Genomic DNA, 24133 nt, shown 5'->3' with positions numbered 1-24133 from the left:
TGGCCTGTTCCCGCGCCGAGCGGCTCCCCCTCTCCCGCGGAGCGGGTGGAGGGGGCTGGGGGGGCTGGGGGGAGGGGGCCTTTCCGCCCGCGCCGCCTCGTCCGGAACGCCCGATACTGGGGTGTGCTCCCTCTCCCACATCCGTTCGTGGGAGAGGGTCGTCGCGCGCAGCGCGCGGGGTGAGGGCCCGCACCGCTCGCGAACTTGGCGGGCGGGTTGTACCTTGGACGCCTTTCGCGGGGCCGGCGCCCGCGCCCGTCCGTCCACGTCAAGCCGCAAGGGCCGCGTGTTCAACAAGATCCTGATCGCCAACCGCGGCGAGATCGCCCTGCGCGTCATTCGCGCCGCGCACGAACTGGGAGTCAAGGCCGTCGCCGTGTACTCCGAGGCGGACCGCCTGGCCCCCCACGTCCTGGCCGCCGACGAGGCGTACCTCATCGGTCCCGCGCCCAGCGCGCAGAGCTACCTCAAGGCCGACGTCCTCATCGACGTCGCCAAACGGTGCGGCGCCCAAGCCATCCACCCCGGCTACGGCTTCCTCTCCGAGCGCGCGCACTTCATCCAGGCCGTGCGCGACGCGGGGCTCGTGTTCATCGGCCCGTCGCCCGACGCGGTGACGGCCATGGGCGACAAGACCGCCGCGCGCGCCCGGATGATCGACGCGGGCGTACCCGTCGTCCCCGGCACCAAGGAGGCGCTGGCCGATGCGGCCGAGGCGCGCCGCGTGGCCGGCGAAATCGGCTATCCCGTGCTGCTCAAGGCCGCGGCGGGCGGTGGCGGCAAGGGAATGCGCATCGTGCGCGGCGAGGACGAGATCGAAAAGGCGTTCGAGTCCGCCGGCAATGAGGCGCAGTCGGCGTTCGGCGACCGCAGCGTCTACATCGAGAAGTTCCTGGAAGGCCCGCGGCACATTGAAATCCAGCTGCTGGCGGACCGGCACGGCACCACGCTGCACCTGGGCGAGCGCGAGTGCAGCATCCAGCGCCGCCACCAGAAGCTCATTGAAGAAGCTCCGTCCGCGGTCCTGACGCCGGACGAGCGCGCGGCCATGGGCGCCATGGCCGTCGCCGCCGCGCGTGCCGTGAACTATGAGGGCGCGGGGACGGTGGAGTGCCTGTACCAGAACGGCGAGTTCTTCTTTCTGGAGATGAACACGCGCATTCAGGTGGAGCATCCGGTGACGGAACTGGTGACCGGGATCGACCTGGTGCAGTGGCAGATCCGCATTGCCGCGGGCGAGAAGCTGCCGTTTGCGCAGGACGACATCACGTTCACGGGGCACGCCATCGAGTGCCGCATCACCTCGGAGGACCCGGCCAACAACTTCATGCCGTCCACCGGGCGCATCCAGAACCTGCTTATCCCCAGCGGCCCCGGCGTGCGCTGGGACGGCGGCATCACCCCGGGCGTGGAAGTGGGGCTGTTCTACGATCCCATGCTGGCCAAGCTGATCGTGCATGCGCCCACGCGCATCGAGGCGGTGGACCGGATGAAGCGCGCGCTGGCCGAACTGCGCGTGGAGGGCGTGGATACGAGCGTTCCGTTCCACCTGCGGGTGATGGACGAGCCGGAGTTCCGCGAGGGCCGGCTGGACATCAAGTACCTGGAGCGGCACGAGGACCTGATGACGGCGCAGCCGGATGAGGACACCATCCGCGCCGCCGCCCTGGCCGCCGCGCTGCTGGAGGAAGAGCGCCGTACGCACCGCGCCATGCCGCGCGCCGGCACCGCCGCGGCCGCCGCGCCGGTGAGCGGATGGCGCCAGCGCGGATGGAGAAACCGGTGAGCGACCGCCGCGGCGGGCGCGACCGGGGACGTTCGGCGCGCCCGGCTCCCGGGCCGCGCCGGCCACGACCGCCGGTGCAGCTGCGCATCGATTCCATCGCCGCGGGCGGGGAAGGAGTGGGGCGGCTGGCGGACGGGCGCGTCTGCTTTGTCCACCGCACCGCGCCGGGCGACCTGGCCGAGGTGCAGTTGACGGAGACGCGCGACCGGTGGACGCGCGGGACGCTGCTGCGCGTCATCGAGCCGTCGCCGGAGCGGCGGGAAGCGGTGTGCCCGTTTTACGCGCGGTGCGGCGGGTGCACGCTGGAGCACCTCACGTACGACGCACAGCTGGCGGCAAAGGGCCGCATCGTGGGCGACGCGTTGACGCGCATCGGCGGGGTGGCGGTGGAGGCGCCGGAGGTGGTGCCGTCCCCGCGCGAGTTCCGCTACCGCAACCGCGTGAGCTTCGCGCTGCGCAGGACGGAGCACGGCCGCGTGGAGGCGGGGTTCCACGCGCTCGGCGCGCCGGACGAGATCGTGGACCTGGACGGAAGCTGCCTGCTGTTCGAGGAGGCGATCGCGCGCGTGTGGGACGGCATCCGCGCCAACTGGGGCCCGGACGCGCGGCGCCTTCCTTCCGGCGCGCAGCTGCGGCTCACGCTGCGCGCCTCGGCGAATGGCGAGGTGTCGCTGCTCGTGGAAGGCGGATTCCACCCGGGGCGGCCGCTGGAGCTGATCGCCGCCGTCCCCGGGCTGGTGGCCATCTGGCACCGCCCGGGGGAGAACAAGGCGGAGCTGATCGCGGGCGCGCCGGGGCTGCCGGAAACGTGGGGCGACGAGACGGTGGAGCTGAGCGGCGCCGCCTTTCTGCAGGTGAACCGCGCGGCGGCGGAACTGCTGGAGGCGCACGTCCTTTCGCTCGTGGGCGACGTGGCGGGCAGGACGGTGGTGGACGCGTACTGCGGCGTGGGGCTGCACGCGCGTCGCCTCGCGCGGGCCGGCGCGCGGGTGACGGGAATCGAACTGGATCCCGACGCCGTGGCCGAGGCGCGCAGGAGCGCGCCGGAGGGCGCCGTCTTCATCTCGGGATACGTGGAAGCCGTGCTGGCGGAGCATCTTCCCGCGGACCTCGTCATCCTGAACCCGCCACGCGCGGGCATCGCGGCGGAGGCGGCGGACGCGCTGGCCGCCCAGCCGGCGGAGCGCATCATCTACATCTCCTGCAACCCCGCCACGCTCGCGCGCGACATCAGGCGCCTGGGCCCCGGCTACCGCATGGAGAGCCTGCGCTCGTTCGACCTGTTTCCGCAGACGGCGCACGTGGAATCGGTGGTGCTGCTGGTCCGCGCCTGAGCAGGATCTTTGGTCGATAACGGAAAACGGGCCGCCGGGACGCAATCGTCCGGCGGCCCGTCTGCTTTCGCCGATGCCGCGTCAGCAGTAGTGGGGGTCGGTGTCGGGCGCACAGTTTTCCGCACAGAACCACGGTCCCCCCGTGGTAAAGGTGGAATCGAAGTGTACCTGTACTTCGTTCACCTCGAACGTCTCGACAGCGAGAGATTCGACGGTCAGCTTGGGCGAGCGCATGCGACCTTGCCTTTTTTCAGGGTCCTAACCTTCGGGAGCGAGCTGGTGCCAACCTCCGGCGGCCCGTCTGCTTCGCGGGGATAATGTCAGTGCTCGATCAGGTCCGTCGTACACGACGTCACGCTGCAGGCGCAGACGGTGAACACCGATCCGCCGCAGTTCTGCATGGACTGGCAGGCTCCCCCGGTCGGCTCCACTCGCACGCAGGTGATGGGCTGCGTGCAGGGATACGTTTCACCATTGGCGCGCACGGTTCCCGTCATCCCCGTGGCATCGCGCGCCGTCTCAAAGGAGTCTACCCGCAGGTTCTCGAGGTTGAGCTTCAGCTTCTTCATGGCATCCGTCGCAGGCGGGAGTTCGGGGGCGCGCCTGCCGGACTGGCTGCGGCCGCCGACCAAGATGAAAACATATTACGTCGGATTAGGAACATGTCAATGATCTTGTCGGCCGCGTCCTCTCAACGAGGAGCAGCGCCTGCGTCGATCGGTTCAGCTTGTGTAGCTGAGTGATTCGGTACCGCCGGCAAGCGTTCGTGAAAGAGGCACGTGGATCGCCGTCGGATGTCCGTTCGCGCCTGAGCGGAATGTACGGCTGATGACGGAAACGGGCCGCCGGACGATTGCGTCCGGCGGCCCGTCGTACGGCTGAGCGGGGGATCAGCCGGCTTGGTCCTGCTCCGCCACCACGGGGCAACCGGCCGCCGAGCAGAGCAGTTTTTCGGTGTTGCCGCAGAGGCAGCTGAGCGTGATGCAGATCCACGTGCAGCCGAAGTCCTCGCTGTCGCCCTGGGCCCGGACGGTGCCGCGCTCGCCTTGGCCGCCGTTGGTGGTATCGAACGACTGCACCTGGAGGGAGTCGATCTGCAGCTTGAGCTTCTTCATGGGGATGAACCGGTGTGGCGGATGGAGCAGAATCCCGCGCGGCGTTCGGGGGAGCGCGGCGGGTTGGGAGGTGCGACATCCCAAGTTCCCGGCGTGAAAGGCGCACGTCAAGCAAACAGGACGGATAGGCCATATTCGGCGGAAAACAACGGGCCGCCGGACGATCGCGTCCGGCGGCCCGTTGCCCGTTGGCGCGGCGCTTTCAGTGCAGGACCAGCTCGTCGTCGCAGGAGGTGACGCTGCAACCGCAGACGGTGTAGAGCGAGCCGCAGTTCTGCACGGACGGGCAGGCGCGCCCGGTGGCGTCCGCGTGCACGCCGCCGGCGGGGTGCGTGCACGGACCGCGTTCGTCGTTGGCGCGCACGGTGCCGCGCGCGTCCGCGGCCGAACGTGCAGTCTCAAACGAATCGACCCGCAGGTCGTCGGGGTCCAGCAGCAGCTTTCTCATCGGCTCTCGCCCGTTCCGTGGATCGCCAGCGCCCGCGTGAATCAACCATCATCCGCGCCGGACGGGAATGCGCCCGCCCAGCGAAGGGTGGGAATCGGTGCCGTCCGGTATTGTGTCGGATAAGGTTGTTTGCACGATGCGTGGCGGAACCGCGCCCGTCAAGAGCCGCGGCGGACGATGGGCTCCCGGCGGGCTTGCGGCTCCGTCGTCGCGGGCGCACCTTGCTGCGGCCGAAACCATTCCTTCATCTGACCGCGGAACGCACCGCATGCGCTACTTCGTTACGATCGCCGGACGTGAGGTGGAAGTGGACCTTACGGGCGCCACGCCGGTGGTGGACGGCACGCCCATGGAGGCGCAGCTTTCCACCCTTCCGGGCACGCGGACGCGCCACCTGATCGCGGGCGACCGTTCGTACGCCTTTGCCGTCAGCGCGGGCGACCGCAAGGGCCGCTGGCACCTGGCGCTGGGCGCGGACCGCCTGACCGCCGACGCCGTGGACGAACGCACCCGCGCCATCCGCGAAATGACCGGCGGCGCCGACGACGTGGCCGACAAGACCATCCTGGCGCCCATGCCGGGGCTGGTGCTCAAGGTGGAGGTCGAGGTGGGCCAGACCGTGCGCGCGGGCCAGGGCGTGGTTGTCGTGGAGGCGATGAAGATGGAAAACGAGCTCAAGGCCCCCGCGGACGGCGTGGTCGCCAGCATCGCCGTCGCGCCCGGCCAGACGGTGGACAAGGGCGCGGTGCTGATCGTGCTGGAGTAGCAGTACGAAAGTACGAAAGTACGAAAGTACGAAAGTACGAAAGTACGAAAGTGAACGGAGGCCCCGGGCCTGATCGGTTCTTCCCGGGGCACTCGGTCGTGAGCACGGGGCACTTCGGTTTCTCTTCTGGGCACTTTCTTTCCGCGGTATCTCCCACACCCGTACCCCAATCCGCCATGTACCGCCGCATCAACGATTTCGTGAGCGACTGGAAGCGTGATTCGCAGTCCACGGTCAACCTGTTCTCCCGCCTGACGGATGAGTCGCTCAACCAGCGCGTGGGCGCCGAGGGGCGCACGCTGGGCCGACTTGCCTGGCACGTGACCGAAACCGTACGCGAGCTGATGGAGACGGCGGGCGTACCGGGCGTGACCGGCCCCGAGCAGCATTCGCCCACGCCCACCTCCGCCGCCGAGATCACGCGCGCGTACGAGGAAGCGGCCGCATCGCTTCCCGACGTGGTGCGCGCCGCCTGGACGGACGAGGTGCTGGGTGAGGAGTTGATGATGTACGGCGACGTGTGGAAGAAGGGCACCGTGCTTTCGGCGCTGATGCTGCACCAGGCGCACCACCGCGGGCAGATGACGGTGCTGATGCGGCAGGCCGGTCTCACGGTCCCGGGCGTGTACGGCCCCGCCGCCGAAGAGTGGGCCGCCATGGGCGCACCCGTTCTCCCCTGAAGCACACGATCGAACGCAGGGCCGGCGCGCGTCGCCGGCCCTGTCGTCGTTGCCCTCCCGGCCGATCCGATCGCGTTCTTTTTTTTGTCCCCCCGACTATTCTATTCTCTGATTCTCCGCACGGCTGCCCATCCGGCGGGCTCTGACGACGACCTCAATGTTGATGGAAACAATGAGCGCCTCCCATTCTGATGAGCGCCGATGATCTCCCGGCTTCGCGTGCTGCAGATTACGGAGGCCCCCCGCGCGGGCGACGCCGCGAGCCGCCGGTTCGGCATCTTCATCCTTGCGCTGATCGCGGCGAACGTGCTGGCCGTCATCCTTGGATCCGTGCCGGAACTGGAGGCGCGGTGGGAAGCGGAGTTCCGCGCATTCGAGGTGTTTTCGGTGGCGGTCTTCAGTGTGGAGTATCTCGCCCGCGTCTGGTCGTGCGTGGAGGACCCGCGGTACCGGGGCGCGGTACGCGGCCGGCTGCGCTACATGCTCCGTCCGCTCGCGTTGATCGACCTGCTCGCGATCGCGCCGTTCTTTGTTCCGGCGGCGGCGCTCGACCTGCGGTTTCTGCGGGCGATGCGCCTGTTCCGGCTGGTGCGGCTGCTCAAGGCCGGGCGGTACGTCACGGCGCTCGGCCTGTTCCGGCAGGTGATCCGCCAGAAGCGCGAAGAGCTGGTCCTGTCACTCGCGCTGATGGCCGTGCTGCTGATCGTGTCGTCGTCGGTGATGTACATCGCGGAGAACGGCCGGCAGCCCGACGAGTTCTCCAGCATTCCCGCAAGCATGTGGTGGGCGGTGGCCACGCTCACCACGGTGGGATACGGAGACGTCATCCCCGAAACCCCGTCTGGCCGGCTTGCGGCGGGCCTCATCAGCATCGTGGGGATTGGATTGTTCGCGCTTCCCACGGCGATCCTGGGCGCCGGCTTCGTGGAGGCCGTCCAGGCCCGAAGGGAGCCCGCCGCCTGCCCGCATTGCGGAGGCCAGCTTCACTGACCGGCGGCCGACGGAAGACATCTCTCGATATGGCCTGATCCGGGCGCGGCATGGTCCACCGCGCACTGCACGGTTGGCCAGGTGGCCGATCATGATTGCCGGTTATCTGCTTCCTGATAAGTGTTTGATGGAGGTGCGTATCGGGCTGGTGCAAGGCTGCGGGGTTGAATCAAAGAAATATGTTGCGGCTTGAAAGGAACGGCCTTACTCTGGAAAGACCTCCCCGCCCGCACTGGGTGTGCAGGTCCACCGTTTCCGGAGACAGACCATGCGGATCAGAAACACACTCGGCGTTCTCGCGGCGTTTTCCGGATTCGCGCTCTCCGGATGCTCCGGCGAGGCGGGCGGCGGCATCACCGCGCCACACGACGGACCGCGGCTCGTAGGCGTCACCACCAGCGTGACGGTAACCTGCCCCACGCCCATCAAGCCGGCCCAGGGCGGGCAGTGCACCGCGTACGGCCGCGACGTGGACGGCCAGTTCACCAGCAGCAGCGCGACCTGGTCCAGCTCCAACACATCCAAGGCCACCGTTTCAGCCTCCGGCGTAGTGACCGGCGTGGCGACGGGCACGGCCACCATTTCGGGCGTGGTGGACGGCATCACCGGTACCAAGGTGGTCGCCGTCACGCCCGACATCTACATCGACGGTCCGTCCAGCGTGCGTTCCAACCAGGTCTGCTCGTTCTTTGCGGAAGTCACGGCGGGAACCTCGCCGTACACGTACGCCTGGTCATCCAACAACGGCATCTACGATTACGGCTACACCTTCAACGAGCCGTGGACATGGACGGGGCACAGCTCGTCCAACTTTACGCTGTACCTGACCGTAACCGACGCGAGCGGCCAGAGCACGAGCGTCACCAAGTACGTGTCCATCAGCGCCGGCGCCCCGTCGGTCTGCATCATCTGATCGCGGATGGCGTGAAAAAGAAGGGCCGCACCGATGCTTCGGTGCGGCCCTTGTCGTCGTAGCAGCGGAAAGTCTGGAAACTGCCCTCACGCGGAGGCCGCGGGGGTCGCGGAGGTCGCGGGGAACAGCAACGGAAAGCATCACACAGAGTTAACAGAGTCAACAGAGGAGCAGCAGAAATGGATCATGCCCGGCGTCTCCGATCAACGCTTTTGATCGTTTACTGTTAACTCTGTTGACTCTGTGTGCGTCCAATCTGTTGCCCTCCCCGCGACCTCCGCGAACCTCCGCGACCCCCGCGTGAGATGCAGTTACGAACTCTGCTGACGCCGCAGAATCAGGGCGACCACGAGGACGACGTGGGGATCTGCGATGGATTGCGGGCCAGAAAGTACCGCAGGTCGCCCAGATCGTATCCACCGTCCGAGTTGCCGCGCCCGTCCAGCACCTCGCGCTCCTCTGCGGACAGCCCCGGCCCTTCGCCCAGGAATTCAGAGGCGGCGCGCGCAAAGGTGATCGCCGACTCCGTTACCGCGTTGGCGTTCTCCGCCGACCGCACGCGCGCCTCCGACACCCGGATGGCCGACGGCTCCGCGCGGGTGAAGTGGATGCGGTAGTCGATCATGAACAGCCGGTGGTCGTTGTCCGGCGCCACCACGGCCAGCACCTGGCTGGCGGGCGGCGCCTGGCCGGATTCCATCCGCGCCACAAAGCTGATGGGCCCGCCCACCAGCACGCGCGGGTCGTTGATCATCAGCACGCGCACGCTGTCCGCGCCGCGCGCGCGCCCGATCAGAATGCGCCCCGGCGCCGAAAGCGACTGCAGCCCCGGGCGAGCCAGGTTGAACACGGCCGCGCCCTCCTGCGCGTTGGACGACTGCAGCGAACCCATGTAATCGCCGCCCAGTACGGGCTCCGTCACGTCCACGCACGCCGTTGCCGCCAGCCCGGCGAGCAGCGCGCACAGCACACATCGCATCGTCATCCGCCACTCACGGCAGGGGAAAGGGATGCGGCCGGCCACCCGGGCCGGCCGCCGCGGGAGCGCGCTCAGAACCGCACCGTGGCGCCCAGCCGCAGCGAGCGCGGCGGCACCCGGTCGCGCACGGCGCGGTAGAAGCCCGACTCCAGCCCGAACTGGTCGGTGTCGCCACGGTAGTTGAGCCCCTGGTTCACCGACGTGTTCCACGCGATGGGCGTGTCCTGGCCCAGCACGTTGATCCCGTCCAGCTCCAGCACCCACTCCGCCGGCCCCATCCGCACCCCGCGCTCCAGGTGCAGGTCCAGCTGCACGCGCTCCGGATACGCCTCGGCCCCGCGCGTTTCCACGAACACCGGCTGCCCGTTGGAGGGAAAGAACAGGTGCGACGACAGGCTGTCGCGGTTCAGGTCGAAGAAGCTGTACAGCGCCGGCGAAAGCTCAAAGCGCGGCGTGTAGCGGTCGCCGCCCGCCCATGAGAAGAGAAGGCCGCCGCGAAAGGCCGCGGGGAGCGAGCCGTACACCCACGTCTTGATCTCCATGGGGCTGCTGTTGGGGAGCAGTCCCGTGGCGTTCACGCTCTGGTTGGGATTCACGAACTGCCCGGCGGAATAATCCCCGGTTTCGTCGTATCCGCCCACGTTGTCCAGGTTGCCCCGCAGCCGCGAATACACCGCGCTGATCACGCCGCCAAAGCGCGGATAGCCGAAGCGCACCACGCCCTGGATCTGGTGAAAGCTGCGCTCCGCCCCCGGCGCGTTGGTGATGACCAGGTCCGGGTTCCACGTGAGCCGGTCGCGGTCCGCCAGCGTGAGGCCCGGCGGAACCTGCCCGCACTGGCAGTCGTTGGCGATGGCGGTAAGGAACTCGATGAGCAGGTTGTTGGGGACGTACACGCGGTCCAGCCGCAGCCCGCGTCCCAGGTACTCCACCTGGTCCACTCCGGGGCCGAAGACGGCGATGTTGTCGAACGCCGTGTAGTTGGTGGCGGCGTTGCGGTCCACCAGCGCCACCATGTTGCGGTTCTGCCGGTTGACGTACACCAGCTCCGCTTTCCAGAAGCGTCCCAGCTGCTTTTCGGCGCCCAGCACGAACTCGTCCACGTACGGCTGCCGGTACCCCGGATCCACCGGGCCCGTCTGGTTCAGCCGCACGGCTTCCTGCAGGCGGAACACGCCGGTCTGCGCCAGCTGGTCGCGCTCGGACTGCGTGAAGCGCTGGTCGATGGAGGTGGGCCGCGCGCCGTAGTACCACGTTTCGCGGTCGCTGAACACGTTGCCGCCCGCCACGCGCTCGTAGAACTGCGCGAACATGCTCTGGTGATAGCGCCCCGCGTGCGCCTTGACCACCAGGTCGTTGCGCCCGGTCACGTCCCAGGTGGCGCCCAGGCGAAAGTCCGGCGCGGCGTCCTGCATGGCGCGAAAGCGCGGGCCCACGTCGCCGGCGGGGGTGATGTATCCCTCCCACCAGCCGTAGCGGATGCCCGGCGCCAGCGTGAGCCGCGGGCCGATCTCCACGTTGTCCTGCAGATAGACGGCGGCGTTGCGCACGTCGGCGTTCAGGTTCACCTCGCCGCCCCACTCGGTGGGCACCACGCCGCCCCAGGTGAAGGCGTCGTCGGGGTTGAAGCGCGAGTAGTTGCGGCCGAACGAGGGGCGCCACGTCATCCCCCCGTTGCGCAGCCGCTGGTCGATCCAGGTGCCCGCGCTGTACTCGCCGCCCGCCTTGAGCGAATGCCGCATGCCGCCGCGCGCGATCTCCCACGTGAGCGATGACTGCACCGTGGCCGACGACGGCGCCTGCCGCGAGCGGAAGGGCGCGTTCAGAAAGGTGGGCTGAAAGCGGTTCAGGCCGTACAGCACCACCGCCGCGCGATCCTCGCCTGCGGCGGGCTCGCGCCGCTCGTCACGCTCGAAGGTGGCGGCGGAAATCTGAAAGGCGCGTCCGGGCCCCAGCAGCCGCTCATACCGCGCGTTGCCGAACGTCGTGGGCGCCGTCATGCGCGACAGCGGCTCGGGCTCGTATCCGGTGCTGCCGATACCGTCGGACGTGGCGTTCAGGTATCCGCCGGACACCATCAGCTGGTCCACCCCGGTGGGCTGCCACGACAGCTTGCCGAACAGCTTCTGCTCGTCGCGCTGAATGCCGAACGGGGCGTAGAAGCCTTCGCGGGTGATGAGGTTGTTGGGGACGCGATCCTCGCGGGTGATCACCTGGCCGCCCAGGTAGTAGAAGAGGCGGTTGCGGATGATGGGTCCGCGCAGTTCGCCCTCCACGTCGTAGCGGGAGCGGATCTCGGAGTTGACGTCGTAGCGCTGCAGGTTGCTGGCGGTGAGCGCGGCGGCGTTGGCGCGGACGGTGAACTCGCCCTGAAAGTCGTTGCTGCCGCTCTTGGTGATGAGGTTCACCAGCCCGCCCTGGAAGTTGCCGTACTCCGCGGCCGCGCCCAGCCCGCGCACCTGCACCGCCTCCAGCCAGTTTAGCGAGGGCTGCACCAGGTCGCCGCCCACGCCGGGGTGGTTGGCGGCCAGCCCGTCGATCTGGTACTGGTTGGCCTGCGCGGTGGCCCCGCCAAAGACCTGTGCCCCGCGCGCGCCGGGCGTGAGCGCGACGGCGGCGGAGGGGTCCTGCGCCAGCGGCAGCAGTTCGATCGCCGTTTCCGTCACCCGGGTGTCGAAGCCGGTCTGCGTGCGGTCCAGCGACACGTCGTTGTCCGACACCACCGTCACCGTGTCGATCATCACCGGGCGCGACTCGATCACAAAGTCCTGCTGCAGCGTCTCGCCCGGCGCCAGGAGGACGATGTCGCGCCCTGTCTGGTAGCCGGAGCGGCGGATGCTCACGGTGTAGCGCCCGGTGGGCAGCCCCACGATGCGGTAGGCGCCCGTGGCGTCCGTGCGGGCGTTGCGGCGCAGCGTGCCGGGCGACTGGTTCAGGTCCACCAGCGCCGCCACCACGGGCGCGCCGGTGGGGTCCGTCACGCGTCCCTGCAGCGTGGCGGCCTGTGCGTGGAGCGTGCGCGCGCCGGCCAGCGTCGCGAGCGTGAGGAGGATGGCCGCGCAGGCGAAACCACGGGCGCGGTGGAGCATCGAACGGAGAAGTTGGGTCATGCGGCCTCCGGGAAGAGGGGAATCCGCGGTGCGCGGAGGGGGCCTGCCGGGTGTGTCGTGCGCGGGCGTGCGCGAACCTGCGGGTGCTGAACGAAAGAACGCGGGAACCCGTGGATTGTTACAGTTCTGGAGCAGGGCGCGCAACCGGGTCATGCGACCGAGATCCGTGGCGGGCGGCGACCTGGGTTAACTGCCCTCACGCGGGGGTCGCGGAGGTCGCGGGGGAACAGCGGATGCAACTCCAGTCCTCGCTCTTTCCTCCGTGACCTCCGTGCATCCTCCGTGGCCTCCGTGTGAAACGGCAGTTGCAGTACGGTCCCGCGCCCCGAGAGCTCATCGCCGCCGCGCCTGACATCCTTCCGTTGCTGTTCCCCGCGACCCCCGCGAACCCCCGCGGCCTCCGCGTGAGGGCAGTTTACAGAGACGGAGCACGAACGATGGCGAACTGCGCGCGACAAGTTAAGTTGTCGTCCCCGGCGCGGAGCCAGCACTCCGCACTCACGCACACCGCACTCACGCACTTTCCGTCAAACCGATGAGCGATCCCGTGGCGGCCACCAACCTGGGCGAAGACTCCGGCAGCACCGGCCCGGCGAACGAAGGCAAGCGCTCGTGGACGGAGCGGCTGGTGTCGCCCGCGCTGGGCAGGCACCCGGAGCGCCGCCAGAGCTTCACCTCCACCAGCGGCGTGGACATCGACCGGCTCTACACGCCAGAAGACGCGGCGGGGCAGGACTACGCGCGCGACCTGGGCTATCCCGGCGAGTTCCCCTTCACGCGCGGCATTCAGCCCACCATGTACCGCGGGCGCTTCTGGACCATGCGCCAGTACGCCGGCTTCGGTACGGCGGAAGAAACCAACACGCGCTTCAAGCTGCTGCTGGAGGCCGGGCAGACGGGCCTTTCCACCGCGTTCGACCTGCCCACGCAGATGGGGTTCGATTCGGACCATTCCATGGCGATGGGCGAAGTCGGCCGTGTGGGCGTGGCCATCGACAGCGTGGACGACATGCGCACGCTGCTGGACGGCATTCCGCTGGACCGCGTCAGCACGTCCATGACCATCAACGCCACGGCCAGCATTCTCCTGGCCTTCTACATCGCGGTCGCGGACGAGCGGGGAATCGACCGCAAGTCGCTGTCGGGGACGATCCAGAACGACATCCTCAAGGAGTACATCGCCCGCGGCACGTACGTCTTTCCGGTGGAGCCGTCGCTGCGGATGATCACCGACATCTTCGCGTTCTGCCACGCCGAAGTGCCCCGGTGGAATACCATTTCCATCAGCGGCTACCACATCCGTGAGGCGGGCGCCACGGCCGCGCAGGAGATCGCCTTCACCTTCGCCAACGCCATGGAGTACGTGGCGCGCGCGCTGGACGCGGGGCTGCCGATCGACAAGTTCGCGCCGCGGCTCTCGTTCTTCTTTGCCTCGCACAACGACCTGTTCGAGGAAGTGGCCAAGTTCCGCGCGGCGCGGCGCCTGTACGCGCGGCTCATGCGCGAGCGCTTCGGCGCGGGCGACGAAGCGGCCAAGCTGCGCTTTCACACGCAGACCGGCGGCGTGACGCTGCAGGCCCAGCAGCCGCTGAACAACGTGGTGCGCGTGACGGTGCAGGCCATGGCGGCGGCGCTGGGCGGCACGCAGTCGCTGCACACCAACGGGTATGACGAGGCGCTCTCGCTCCCCACGGCGGCCGCGGCCACACTGGCGCTGCGCACGCAGCAGGTGCTGGCGTACGAGTCCGGCATCGGCGACACGGTGGACCCGCTGGCCGGCTCGTACTACGTGGAAAGCCTGACGGACGCGCTGGAGGAAAAGGCCCGCGGCTACCTGGACCGCATCGAGGAAATCGGCGGCGCGGCGGAGGCGATCGCGTACATGCAGGAGGAGATTCACCGCGCGGCGTACGAGTTCCAGATCGCGGTGGAGAACGGCGACAAGACCATCGTGGGCGTCAACAAGTTCAAGGGGCAGGAGGAAAAGCTGGACCTGGGCCAGCCGGACTTCAGCGCGCTGGAGCAGTCGCAGCGCACCAAGCTGGCCGGCATCAAGGCCGGCCGCGACGACGCCGAGGTACGCGCCCGGCTGGAGGCCGTGCGCGCCGCCGCCCGCGGCACCGAGAACCTGATGCCCCGCATCGTGGACGCAGCCAAGGCGATGGTGACCCTGGGCGAAATCAGCGACGCCCTCCGCGCCGAGTGGGGCGTGTACCGGCCGGTATAATCCGCGACTGCCGCAGCCACATGGACGACATGCTCCTGCCCAGCTTCACGGTTGAAGGCTTCCGGGCCATTCGCCACCTCACTCTCCCGGAACTCGGCAGGGTGAACCTCATTGTGGGCACCAACAACGCAGGCAAGTCGTCGCTGCTGGAGGCACTGGAACTCTTCTGCGAGCGCGCGAACGAAAGGTTTCTGGCGGCCAGGATCCTCAACCTCGTCAGCGAACACTCCGGGTACGAGCACCCGCTTTCCTCGATCGGAGTTCCCGCAGCCGAAGAGCCTGAGATCGTCCTCAATGCTCTGGAAGGTCTGTTCTACGGCAGCTTCAACGAGGGAAGAACCCGTCCCATCGTCCTGGGTCGTGCTGGCGAACCCGGCGTAATGAAGATCGTCATGCCGTGGAACGAGCCGGTCGGGGCGGATGGCGAGTACAGCGGTGAGCGGCCGCTGGCCCTCAACCCGGACTCGTGGGTGCTGGCGGTTCAGACCGAGGCGAACCGTCTGGAACTCGACCTTGAGTACTTCTCCCATATGGTTCCGCTGGCGCCACTCGGCCGAAGCGACGTTGTCGCCGTGCCTTCCGCCGGATTGTCGGGCCGGAACATCAGCAGCATGTGGGACAGGGTTCTCGTCCTCGGCGGCGAGCAGCAGGTGGAGGAGCACTTCCGCTCGCTCGTTCCCGGGCTCGAAAAGATTCTGCTCATCGGCGAGGGGCGGTCACGGTCGATCCTCTGCCGGGTGCGGGGCTCGGCGCGTCCAATTCCGCTCAGGAGCATGGGCGACGGAACCATTCGCATGTTCGGGCTCACCCTGGCCATGGTTCTGGCCGCCGGAGGCGCGCTGCTGGTGGATGAAGTGGAAAACGGGTTCCATCGCAGTGTTCATCATGACGTATGGAATTCCATCTTCGTGATGGCCGAACAGCTGAATGTTCAGGTTTTCGCCACCACCCACAGCTGGGAAGCGGTCGTGGGCTTCCAGGACGCGGCCAATCGCAGTCCCGCGAAGGGCATGCTCTACCGCCTGGACCGCAAGGACGACGGGATGATCCGGGCCGTGCGGTACTCTGAGCGAGACGTCGCGATCGCCGCTGACCAGCAGATCGAAGTCCGGTGAACGCGCCGATCGCGCCGGCCCGCCTGCTGTGGGTGGAAGGCAAAGACGATGCGGCCCTTGTAAACAGCCTGTGCCTCTCGCACAAGCTGCCCAGGTCCGCCTTCCTCGTGCGTGAAAACGGCGGGGTGGACGCGCTTCTGTCGGGTCTGCCGGTCGCGTTGAACGCGCCTGACCTCCTGTGCTTCGGAATCGTCGTTGACGCCAACGGGGATCCGGCCGCGCGCTGGGCGGTGATCAGGAGCGTGCTCCTGCATTCAGGCTACGCGGACGTTCCAGTCTCGATTGCGAGTGGGGGATTGATTCTGGCTCGCGCGGCGGATCTGCCACGGTTCGGGTTGTGGATCATGCCCGACAATGGCTCTGCGGGGATGCTCGAGGATTTCGCGGCGGCGATGATTCCGTCCTCGGACGTGCTGCTGCCGCACGCGCTCCACGTCGTGGACGGCCTTCCCGAGCGGCGCTTTTCTCCCGCGCACCGGGCCAAGGCTGTCATGCACACCTGGCTGGCGTGGCAGGCCGGCCCGGGTTCACCCATGGGCCAGGCGATCGGCAAGGGCGCCTTGGACGCGAACGCGCCCGCCGCTCGCGAATTCGTGGACTGGGTGCGGCGGCTGATGCTGGATGATGAGGGGGACGGCCGATGAACGACGGAGGGGCGGCGCCGCGGACGGCGCCGCCCCTCGCGCGTGCTGCCGGTGGTCAGCAGGGCTCGGTGGGGTCGTAGCAGGTGCCGCCGTTGTAGGTGCACGCGCCGCAGAGTGAGAGCGGGCGGTTGCAGATGGTGAGATCCGCAGTCCTCGTCGTACAGCCCAGCTGGCACGTTCCGTTGCAGCTTTCCTCGCAGGTGCCGTTGCAGCTGTCCGCGCAGGAGACGCGCGTGCCGCACCAGCACTCCACCTCGTAGCAGGTGCTGTCGCTGATGTCGTGGCCCTGCACGGTCCCGCCGCGAGGGCCGGGACGCGGGGTGGTGTCGAAGCTTTCGACGGACAGGTCTTCCAGGGCCAGGGCGAGCTTTTTCATGGGAACCTCCGGCGGGGATGAGAGGGAGCGGGAGTGAGGCGCGGCATCCGTTGCCGGCCCCGCGCATCGTACGCGGGGCCGGCCGCGCAGGTTCCCTATCGGACAATAGGTGGAAGATCGGGTCCCCGCGCCCGGCCCGGTCCAGAGCTCCGCAACCCGCGTGCGGCGTAATCCGTAACGCCCATCCGCACGACACGCGGGGCGAGCAATCGCGCCCCGGAGCACGGATTCCGCCATCGACCACGCATGTACGCCACCTGCATCTTCTGCCACGGCGCGCTGGGCGCCAACGAAAGCATCGAACACTTTCCCGTGGGCCGCCGGCTGGCGTTCGACGCGGCCAAGGGGCGGCTGTGGGCCGTGTGCCCGCGCTGCGGCCGGTGGAACCTGTCGCCGCTGGAGGAGCGGTGGGAGGCCATCGAAGAGTGCGAACGCGCCTTTCGCGGCACCACCCTGCGCACCTCTACCGAGCACATCGGCCTCGCGCGGCTGCGGGACGGCACGGAGCTGGTGCGCATCGGCGCGCCGCAGCGGCCGGAGTTTGCCGCCTGGCGCTACGGCGCACAGTTCACGGGGCGGCAGAAGCGCATGTGGCTTTCCACCCTTTCTGTCGCGGGCGCGGCGGCGTCCCTGGCGGGCGGCGCCGTCCTGACCCTGGCGGGGGCGAGTGTGCTGCCGCTGGTGGGGCTGGCCGGCCTTCCGCTCGCCGCCGTGGCGGAGTGGCGCAAGCGCGGCCTGCCCCGCGGCGCGACCGAACTGGAAGCCGGTGCCGCGCGGCAGACGCTGGTGGACAACGAGGGCGTACCCATCATGGAAAGGGGACGGGTGATGAGCCGCGTGCGGCTGCGGTCGCGGCCCGTGGGCGGGCATGCGTGGGCCGTGGAGGTGCACACGGCCAACCACTGGCTGGATCCCGCCACAGGCATCACCGATCCCCGGCCGCGCACGCACATGCTCACCGGCGGCGCGGCGCTGCGCACGCTGGCCGTGCTCACGGCGGAGGCCAACGCCATCGGCGGGTCGCGCAGTCAGGTGGACGGCGCGGTGCGGCTGATCGACCGCAACTTTACCGCGGAGCGCTTTCTGGCCCGGGCGGAGGAGCACGCGCGGGAACTGGGCGCGGGCTTTCGCGACGTGTGGGCGCTGCCGCCGGAGCTGCGCTTCGCACTGGAGATGGCGAGCAACGAGGACGCGGAAAAGCGCGCGCTTGAAGGCGAACTGGCGGAACTGGAGCGGCACTGGCGCGAGGCGGAAGAGGTGGCCGCCATCGCCGACCGGCTCGTCGTTCCCGCGGCGGTGGAGGCACGGCTGAACCACCTGCGCGGCGCCATCCCTCCACGCGCGCCGGGGCGTGGCGATTCGTCCGGACGATGACGCGTTCCGATCCACCTCGGACCCGCACAGCCGCTCTTTCACCCTGACGACAGACGAGAGCCCCGGCGCGACCTTCGCGCCGGGGCTCTCGTTCATCCCGCCGATGTTCATCCTGTAGACGGTCATCCCGCAGAGGTTCATCCCGCAGACGTTCATCGCACAGGCAATCACCCGCGGATGTTCGTCGCGTCAGCCGTAGGCGCGGGGAGCGGCGCCGGGCAGACGGCCGCGGCGCGCGCGGGCCATCAACCCGTCCAGGCTCCAGCTTCCCGCCCCGGCGAACGTCAGCAACAGGAAAAAGAAGCAGAACATGACCGCGGGCCCGCCGCCGTTGGTGGTGGGAAAGAAGGCCTGCGGCTGGTGGAACTGAAAGTACGCCACCGCCATCTCTCCGCAGAGGATGAACGCCGTGGGGCGCGTGAACAGGCCCAGCATGATCAGCAGCCCGCCCACCAGTTCCAGCAATCCGCCGATCCCGACCTGAGACATCAGCGGGATGGGCGGCATGGGCTGCGGCGGTGCGGGAATCCCGAAGAACTTGGTGGTTCCCGCCGCCATGAACAGCAGCCCCATCACGATGCGCGTGACGGCGAGTGCGCGCTCCGGCCAGGGTGCCCGCGCGGGTTCAAAGATCGACATCGGCGGCTCCCGCGTTGAGGGTGGCCACGTACTCGGCGAGCCGCTCCAGGGTCTGCTTTCCGCCTTCCGATGCGCGCTCGTCCATCATGGCCCGCCGTACCTCGGCCGTGGGGAAGAGCAGGCGGAAGGTGAGCCGGGTGCCTCGCTCGTGCTCATGGAACCGGGCGGTGACGCGAAAGGCGGGCGCCACCTCGTTGTCGCCGTCCGCGTCGGCGTGGTCGTACACCAGGCGTTCGGGGCGCACGACCTCGAGGTAGACGATCAGGTTGTCGTAATCGGTCCCGTCCGGCGCGTGCATCACGAACCGCCACCGGCCGCCCGGGCGCACGTCCATCTCCCGCGTGGTCGTGGTGAAGCCGCGCGGCCCCCACCAGTGGGCCATGTGCCGCGGATCCGTCCACGCGTCGAACACCAGTTCGCGCGGCTCATCGAAGACGCGTTCCAGCACCACCTCCCGGCCCGCCGTATCCGTCCCGTCGTCCATGAATTCCGTCATCGTCATCGCAATCCGTCCCCGTTGATCATGGGTTGATTCCCGCCCCATCCGTCCAACTCGCCCTTCCTCCGCCGTTCCCCGCGCACCCCTCCGTCAAAACCCCCGCGTCCTCCGCGATCATGCAGTGAACGGCGCCCGCGGCGGATCGGCGCCACGCCGCCGCGCGTCGATCCCCGCGGATCAGCCCGGCCGGGCCGCGGCGAGTTCGTGGACGAGCGTGCGCAGGCGCTCGTGAGCCTCGGCCATTCCCGGGTATCCGCCGCTCCCGGCCCAGCCCCGCAGGTGCTCCGGCCGCTGGAACGCGGCGCGGATGGTGAGGATCGTGGTGCCATCCTCTTCTTCCAGCGTGGCGGTTTCCACCGTGTCGGTTCCGGGCATGGGCTCGAACAGCCAGGTGTTCACGATGCGCGACGGGCGCTGCAGTTCCAGGTATTCGCCGCTGAACGCGATCTCGCCCTGCGGGGCGGGGAACACGTAGCGGAACCGGCCGCCCACGCGCGCGTCGATCTCGCACGAGGTCATGGGCATGCTGGCCGGGCCGTACCAGCGGCGCACGTGCTCGGGGCGGGTGCAGGCTTCCCAGACGAGTTCGCGCGGCGCCTGAAAGACGCGCGTGGCCACGACCTCGCGGTCGCTGCCGGGGGACTGCATCGGTCCGGAATCAGCCACGGTTGTCATCATCGGCCCTCTTCTCCCTCTGGAGTTCGCGAAGGTAATCCCCCAGCCGGTCCAGGCGTTCTTCCCAGAACCGGCGGTACTGCTCCACCCACTCGTCCACCTCGCGCAGCGGGGCCGCCTGCAGCCGGCAGGGCCGCCACTGCGCCTCGCGCCCGCGCTCGATCAGCCCCGCCTTTTCCAGCACCTTGAGATGCTTGGAGATCCCCGGCAGGCTCATGTCGAAGGGCGCTGCCAGTTCCGTGACCGTGGCCTCCCCGCGTGACAGGCGCGACAGGATCGCCCGCCGGGTGGGATCGGCGAGGGCGGCAAAGGTGACGCTGAGAGGATCGGGCGTTGACTGCATTTCGCTACTTGGTTAATTAGCTGATCGGTAAAGTAAGAAGAACGGGGGTGGGAGTCAATGATGTTGTTTGCGGGAGCGGAGAGGCCGGAGGGAACAGAAGTGACCAGCCCCAAGTGCCCGGTGCCGACCAGGGGATTCCGCGCTGAAGCTGCCCGGCGGAACGCCCGCCCGTTCCCCTGCGGAAGGTAGATCCTTCGTCGGCGCCAAGTGGCGGCACTGCAGAGAGATCGGCCGGCGCCCCCTCAGGATGACGCCTTGGGCGTTGGGGGCAAGGGTGTGGGTGCGACTACGCCACGAGGCGTCGCTGAGGAGCGTGCGCCGCGTACTTCGCCGCCGGGCAAGCGGTTGCGCACTACTACGCCGTGCGGGGCAGGCAGTTACGCGTCATCGCGCCGCGAGGCGTCGCTCAGGAAGCGTGCGCCGCGTAGTACGCCGCGGGGCCGGTTGGTTGCGCGGCACTGTGCCGTCAGTGGCGACCGAAGGATCTGCCGTCCGCCCAGCCAGCGCCGCCACGCACGCCCGGTCCGCCCGCGCGGCGACGCACTCACGCACTCACGCACCCCGCACTAACGCACTTCAGTTCCCTATCCCCGGCTTGGCACCATTTCCACCGCGATCCCCCTCCACTTGCCCTGGTTGAACCGCACCACGCTCAGCAGGCAGCGCGTCACGTGGCCGCACAGAATGGCGATCCAGATGTGGATGGGCTGCAGCGTTCCCATCGCGTCCAGCGTAAAGCAGATCCCCAGCGGCAGAATCACCTGCGAGATGATGGAGATGTACAGCGGGCTGCGCGTGTCGCCCGTCCCCTGCAGCCCGCCGGTGTACGTGAGCGCCACGGTGATGAAGAGCCCCGACACGCTCAGCACCCGCAACAGTTGCGTGCCGATGTCCGCCACGACCGGATCGTTCAGCCCGAAGATGGCGAGAAGAGGGCGGGGGATGGCCAGGAACAGCACCCCGATCACCGCCGCGCCCCCCAGCCCGATGCGCGCCGCCACCCGCACCGCGTCCGCCGCGCGCTGCGGATTGCCGGCACCCAGGTTCTGCCCCGCCACGGCCGCCGCGGCGCTCATCAATCCCACCGAGGTCCAGGTGATGAGCGAAAACAGCTGCGAGTACGCCACCGTAAACGCCGCCTGCGCCGCCGCGCTCTGCTGCAGCGACCCGATGAACGACAGCATCAGCACGCCGCCGATGTTCATCGCGATCCCCTGAATCCCCGTGGGCAGGCCGAAGCGGAACAGCGAGCGGATGATTCCCCAGTCCGGCGCCCACCCCTGCCCGCGGGGAAACTGCACCACCCAGCCGCCGTGCCACAGCTTCCACAGCCCGTACAGCGCCACCAGGCCGGACGCCATGGACGTGCCGATGGCCGCGCCCGTCGTTCCGTACGCCGGCACCGGCCCCAGCCCGCGGATCAGGATGATGTTCAGCACCAGGTTCAGCACCGTCATGGCCACGCCCAGCACCATGGGCGTGCGCGCGTCCCCGGCGGACCGCAGCGCGCCGCTCAGCATGAAGTAGATGAGCATGCCGCTGCTGAACAGAAACATGATGCGCAGAAACGGAAGCGCCTGGGCCTGCACGGCGGGCGCGGCGTTCACCATGTCCAGCAGCACGGGGGCGATGAAGTAGCCCACCGGCGCCATCACCCCCAGCGCGATCCCGATGGCGGTAAGGAACGCCTGGTACACGACGCGGTTCACCCGCTCCTCGTCGTTGGCGCCCACGAAGCGCGCGACCAGCACGCTCATTCCGCTGAACAGGCAGCTGATGAAGACGATGACCACCAGAAAGATCTGCAGCGCCACGCCGATCCCCGCGTTCCCCGCGAATCCGACCAGGTGGCCCACCAGCACGTGGTCCACGATGCCCTGCAGCCCGGCGATGACGTTGGTGAGCATGGTGGGCCACGCGAGCTTCCACACCGTGGCGCGGAGCGGGCCTTCAATGAGCGAGCGGTCGTAGCGGCCCGCGCGCGCCGGCGCGGCGGGCGGGTCGCTCTCGGGGGCGGCGGACTGCGCGGGAGTGGCGGTTTCGGTCAAGCGTTCTCGGTGGATTGGGAAGTTGTGGCGTCCGCGATCGTCCCCGCGTCGGCGAAGCCCAGGCCGTGCCCCGCGAGAATGTCGCGCAGCAGGCGCACCGCCCTTGGACCCATGCCGTGCAGCTTCAGCAGCTCGCGCTCGCTCACGCGCGAAAGCTGCTCCAGCCGCGTGATCCCGGCGTTCACCAGTGCCCTGCGGGCCGGCGCGCCGAACGTGGTGGGAAGATCGCTTTCCGTGACGTCAGCGGTCATGGGTCATTCCGCGGATCGGGCTGAAGGTGTCGCGTCCGCGATCCACCGGCGTCCAGATGGAGAGAAGATGTACGACGCGGGGACGGAGGGGAAGGCAGGTGGCGTAATCGGAAACATGCATATGCATGGAACCTGTCCGCCGCAACCCCCGCGCACGCTCGTTACACGCGCGGCGTGACGGGGGAGCTGCGTCTTCATCCCGGCGCTTCCGCCGGTGCTTCGGCGACCAGCTGGGGGGCGGGACGGTGCCCGGCCCATTGCAGCAGCGCGTCCAGGGCGGGGCAGAGCGCCTGCCCCCAGTCGGTCAGGCCGTACTCCACCTTGGGCGGCACCTGGTGATGCACCACGCGCCGGACGATGCCATCCGCCTCCAGCTGCCGAAGCTGCTGGATGAGCATCTTCTGCGAGACGGCGGGAATGGCGCGCTCCAGCTCAGAGAAGCGCAGCACCCGGCCCCCGAACAGGTGGAACAGAATCACCAGCTTCCACCGCCCTTCCAGAACGCGGAGCGCCTGCTCCACGCCCTCCGCGGCGGTCGCGGGCGTCAGCTCATCGTGCTTACGCGCGGGTAAGTACCCCACTTTTTCGTGCGTACTTCTCATCCGGAGAGCTCCTGTCCATCATACGGAACGCGGCGAACGGATGCCGCGCGACGTTTTCACACCGACGGGATGCATCCAATGGCAATCGTACTTTCCGAGCCCATCGCGGCGTACTTCGCCGCCAGCAACGCCGGCGACGCGGACGCGGTGGCGGCCTGCTTCGCGGACGACGCGCTCGTGCACGACGAAGGTCGCGACATGCGGGGCCCCGGCGCAATCCGTGATTGGACCGCGGCGGCGGTGAGCCGGTACCAGCCCGTGGCGGAACCGCTCCAGAGCGAAGACCGGGACGGCGCGACGGTGGTGACGGCGCGCGTGTCGGGAACGTTTCCCGGCAGTCCTGCGGATCTGCGCTACGCGTTCGTGCTGCGCGGCGGACAGATCGCCTCGCTGCGGATCGGCGGGTGAGCGTGGCGGAATCCTTGAGCGCGGACCCGCGCGAGTTTCATGGCCGGCGCGTGCTGGTCACGGGGGGAACGCAGGGCATGGGCGAGGCCATCGTGCGGCGGCTGGCGCGTGGCGGTGCATTGGTCGCCACCACGGCCCGTTCGCCGCTGCCGCCGGGGCAGTCGCCGGCGCTGTTCATCCGCGCGGACGTGGGGACGGCGGAAGGTGTGGCGCGGGTGGCGGATGAGGTGATGGCGCGGTTCGGCGGGGTGGACATCATCGTGAACAACGTGGGCGGGTCCGGCGCGCGTGGCGGCGGCGTGCTCGCGCTGTCGGACGAGGATTGGCAGCAGACGCTGGACGTGAACCTGATGGCCGCCGTGCGCATGGACCGCGCGTTTCTGCCCGGGATGCTGGAGCGCGGCACCGGCGCCATCATCCACATCTCGTCCATCCAGCGGCGGCTTCCGCTGTTCGAGGCGACGCTCGCGTATGCGGCGGCAAAGGCGGCGCTCACCACCTACAGCAAGGGGCTGGCGAACGAGGTGGGCCCGCGCGGAATCCGCGTGAACACGGTCGCTCCGGGCTACATCGAGACCTCCGCCTCGGCCGCGCTGGTAGAACGCTTGGCGGGTGCGGAGGGGATCACGCAGGCCGCGGCGCGCCAGGGATTGATGGATTCGCTCGGCGGCATTCCCCTCGGCCGGCCCGGGCTTCCGGACGAAGTGGCGGAACTGGTCGCGTTTCTGGCGTCGGACCGCGCGGCCTCCATCCACGGCGCCGAGTACGTCATCGACGGCGGAACGATCCCCACCGTCTGAGGCGACGCGGC

At 68.9% G+C, this 24133-nt stretch carries 25 protein-coding genes; 12 read left to right on the top strand and 13 right to left on the bottom strand.

The window, feature by feature from the left end; all coding sequences use genetic code 11:
- Nucleotides 1-286: 286 nt before the first annotated feature.
- Entirely contained in the window at nucleotides 287-1786 is a 1500-nt protein-coding gene (gene accC, locus HNQ61_RS07045; protein WP_170036056.1) for an acetyl-CoA carboxylase biotin carboxylase subunit, read from the top strand.
- Nucleotides 1783-3120, top strand: a complete 1338-nt coding sequence (locus HNQ61_RS07040) for a methyltransferase domain-containing protein (protein WP_170036057.1) — start codon at nucleotides 1783-1785, stop codon at nucleotides 3118-3120. Before accC ends, HNQ61_RS07040 begins: the two co-directional genes overlap by 4 nt.
- A gap of 320 nt (nucleotides 3121-3440) precedes the next feature.
- Here the strand turns inward: HNQ61_RS07040 and HNQ61_RS07035 are convergent, their stop codons facing one another.
- The 3 genes from HNQ61_RS07035 to HNQ61_RS07025 all read right to left on the bottom strand — a co-directional run bounded on the left by HNQ61_RS07035 (nucleotide 3441) and on the right by HNQ61_RS07025 (nucleotide 4683).
- The gene (locus tag HNQ61_RS07035; protein WP_170036058.1) at nucleotides 3441-3689 is read right to left on the bottom strand and encodes a pinensin family lanthipeptide; all 249 of its coding nucleotides are present in this window, start codon (nucleotides 3687-3689) and stop codon (nucleotides 3441-3443) included.
- A 321-nt stretch (nucleotides 3690-4010) separates the two neighbouring features.
- A complete protein-coding gene (locus HNQ61_RS07030) occupies nucleotides 4011-4235 on the bottom strand; it encodes a hypothetical protein (RefSeq protein ID WP_170036059.1) in 225 nt (74 codons plus the stop codon).
- Between the two features lie 202 nt (nucleotides 4236-4437).
- On the bottom strand, nucleotides 4438-4683 hold the full coding sequence (locus HNQ61_RS07025) for a hypothetical protein (RefSeq protein WP_170036060.1): 246 nt from the start codon (nucleotides 4681-4683) through the stop codon (nucleotides 4438-4440).
- 268 nt (nucleotides 4684-4951) lie between these two features.
- Here HNQ61_RS07025 and HNQ61_RS07020 point away from each other — a divergent pair, with 268 nt between their 5' ends.
- The 4 genes from HNQ61_RS07020 to HNQ61_RS07005 all read left to right on the top strand — a co-directional run bounded on the left by HNQ61_RS07020 (nucleotide 4952) and on the right by HNQ61_RS07005 (nucleotide 8032).
- The gene (locus HNQ61_RS07020) at nucleotides 4952-5449 is read left to right on the top strand and encodes an acyl-CoA carboxylase biotin carboxyl carrier protein subunit (RefSeq protein WP_170036061.1); all 498 of its coding nucleotides are present in this window, start codon (nucleotides 4952-4954) and stop codon (nucleotides 5447-5449) included.
- A 176-nt stretch (nucleotides 5450-5625) separates the two neighbouring features.
- The gene (locus HNQ61_RS07015; protein ID WP_170036062.1) at nucleotides 5626-6129 is read left to right on the top strand and encodes a DinB family protein; all 504 of its coding nucleotides are present in this window, start codon (nucleotides 5626-5628) and stop codon (nucleotides 6127-6129) included.
- A 201-nt stretch (nucleotides 6130-6330) separates the two neighbouring features.
- Entirely contained in the window at nucleotides 6331-7119 is a 789-nt protein-coding gene (locus HNQ61_RS07010; RefSeq protein WP_170036063.1) for an ion transporter, read from the top strand.
- 268 nt (nucleotides 7120-7387) lie between these two features.
- Nucleotides 7388-8032, top strand: a complete 645-nt coding sequence (locus tag HNQ61_RS07005; protein ID WP_170036064.1) for an Ig-like domain-containing protein — start codon at nucleotides 7388-7390, stop codon at nucleotides 8030-8032.
- A gap of 337 nt (nucleotides 8033-8369) precedes the next feature.
- Here the strand turns inward: HNQ61_RS07005 and HNQ61_RS07000 are convergent, their stop codons facing one another.
- Entirely contained in the window at nucleotides 8370-9017 is a 648-nt protein-coding gene (locus tag HNQ61_RS07000; RefSeq protein ID WP_170036065.1) for a hypothetical protein, read from the bottom strand.
- A gap of 65 nt (nucleotides 9018-9082) precedes the next feature.
- Complete coding sequence (locus tag HNQ61_RS06995) at nucleotides 9083-12121, bottom strand: TonB-dependent receptor (protein WP_170036066.1); 3039 nt, start codon at nucleotides 12119-12121, stop codon at nucleotides 9083-9085.
- Nucleotides 12122-12656: 535 nt separating this feature from the next.
- Between HNQ61_RS06995 and HNQ61_RS06990 the strand changes: the two genes are divergently transcribed.
- The 3 genes from HNQ61_RS06990 to HNQ61_RS06980 are packed head-to-tail and all read left to right on the top strand — an operon-like array spanning nucleotide 12657 to nucleotide 16107.
- The gene (locus HNQ61_RS06990) at nucleotides 12657-14348 is read left to right on the top strand and encodes an acyl-CoA mutase large subunit family protein (RefSeq protein WP_170036067.1); all 1692 of its coding nucleotides are present in this window, start codon (nucleotides 12657-12659) and stop codon (nucleotides 14346-14348) included.
- Between the two features lie 20 nt (nucleotides 14349-14368).
- Nucleotides 14369-15463: an AAA family ATPase gene (locus HNQ61_RS06985; protein WP_170036068.1), complete on the top strand. Its 1095-nt coding sequence runs from the start codon at nucleotides 14369-14371 to the stop codon at nucleotides 15461-15463.
- The gene (locus HNQ61_RS06980; RefSeq protein ID WP_170036069.1) at nucleotides 15460-16107 is read left to right on the top strand and encodes a DUF3226 domain-containing protein; all 648 of its coding nucleotides are present in this window, start codon (nucleotides 15460-15462) and stop codon (nucleotides 16105-16107) included. The genes HNQ61_RS06985 and HNQ61_RS06980 overlap by 4 nt, the downstream gene beginning before the upstream one ends.
- A 55-nt stretch (nucleotides 16108-16162) precedes the next feature.
- Here HNQ61_RS06980 and HNQ61_RS06975 read toward each other — a convergent pair whose 3' ends face one another.
- A complete protein-coding gene (locus tag HNQ61_RS06975; protein WP_170036070.1) occupies nucleotides 16163-16483 on the bottom strand; it encodes a hypothetical protein in 321 nt (106 codons plus the stop codon).
- 246 nt (nucleotides 16484-16729) lie between these two features.
- On the opposite strand from HNQ61_RS06975, the gene HNQ61_RS06970 reads away from it, so the two are divergent.
- Complete coding sequence (locus tag HNQ61_RS06970; protein ID WP_170036071.1) at nucleotides 16730-17857, top strand: hypothetical protein; 1128 nt, start codon at nucleotides 16730-16732, stop codon at nucleotides 17855-17857.
- A 189-nt stretch (nucleotides 17858-18046) separates the two neighbouring features.
- On the opposite strand, the gene HNQ61_RS06965 is transcribed toward HNQ61_RS06970, so the two are convergent.
- The 7 genes from HNQ61_RS06965 to HNQ61_RS06935 form a co-directional block, all read right to left on the bottom strand.
- Nucleotides 18047-18496 carry a DoxX family protein gene (locus tag HNQ61_RS06965; protein WP_170036072.1) on the bottom strand — a complete coding sequence of 150 codons (450 nt, stop codon included), beginning with the start codon at nucleotides 18494-18496 and terminating at the stop codon, nucleotides 18047-18049.
- Nucleotides 18483-18992: an SRPBCC family protein gene (locus HNQ61_RS06960; protein ID WP_170040281.1), complete on the bottom strand. Its 510-nt coding sequence runs from the start codon at nucleotides 18990-18992 to the stop codon at nucleotides 18483-18485. The genes HNQ61_RS06965 and HNQ61_RS06960 overlap by 14 nt, the downstream gene beginning before the upstream one ends.
- Before the next feature lie 180 nt (nucleotides 18993-19172).
- Nucleotides 19173-19673: an SRPBCC domain-containing protein gene (locus HNQ61_RS06955; protein WP_170036073.1), complete on the bottom strand. Its 501-nt coding sequence runs from the start codon at nucleotides 19671-19673 to the stop codon at nucleotides 19173-19175.
- The gene (locus HNQ61_RS06950; RefSeq protein WP_170036074.1) at nucleotides 19654-20013 is read right to left on the bottom strand and encodes an ArsR/SmtB family transcription factor; all 360 of its coding nucleotides are present in this window, start codon (nucleotides 20011-20013) and stop codon (nucleotides 19654-19656) included. Before HNQ61_RS06950 ends, HNQ61_RS06955 begins: the two co-directional genes overlap by 20 nt.
- Nucleotides 20014-20597: 584 nt before the next feature.
- A complete protein-coding gene (locus HNQ61_RS06945; RefSeq protein WP_170036075.1) occupies nucleotides 20598-22061 on the bottom strand; it encodes an MATE family efflux transporter in 1464 nt (487 codons plus the stop codon).
- The gene (locus HNQ61_RS06940) at nucleotides 22058-22312 is read right to left on the bottom strand and encodes a helix-hairpin-helix domain-containing protein (RefSeq protein ID WP_170036076.1); all 255 of its coding nucleotides are present in this window, start codon (nucleotides 22310-22312) and stop codon (nucleotides 22058-22060) included. Before HNQ61_RS06940 ends, HNQ61_RS06945 begins: the two co-directional genes overlap by 4 nt.
- Before the next feature lie 194 nt (nucleotides 22313-22506).
- Nucleotides 22507-22914: a winged helix-turn-helix transcriptional regulator gene (locus HNQ61_RS06935; protein WP_170036077.1), complete on the bottom strand. Its 408-nt coding sequence runs from the start codon at nucleotides 22912-22914 to the stop codon at nucleotides 22507-22509.
- A 78-nt stretch (nucleotides 22915-22992) separates the two neighbouring features.
- On the opposite strand from HNQ61_RS06935, the gene HNQ61_RS06930 reads away from it, so the two are divergent.
- Nucleotides 22993-23322, top strand: coding sequence for a nuclear transport factor 2 family protein (locus tag HNQ61_RS06930; RefSeq protein ID WP_170036078.1), 330 nt, complete (start codon nucleotides 22993-22995; stop codon nucleotides 23320-23322).
- A gap of 2 nt (nucleotides 23323-23324) precedes the next feature.
- Nucleotides 23325-24122 (top strand): oxidoreductase, encoded by a 798-nt coding sequence (locus HNQ61_RS06925; protein WP_205761774.1) that lies wholly within the window; start codon nucleotides 23325-23327, stop codon nucleotides 24120-24122.
- The last annotated feature ends 11 nt before the right edge of the window (nucleotides 24123-24133 follow it).

Source organism: Longimicrobium terrae, from assembly GCF_014202995.1.
Taxonomy (GTDB): Bacteria; Gemmatimonadota; Gemmatimonadetes; order Longimicrobiales; family Longimicrobiaceae; genus Longimicrobium; species Longimicrobium terrae.
The sequence above is the reverse complement of the archived record's forward strand: the minus strand, read 5'-3'. Positions and strand labels throughout refer to the sequence as shown.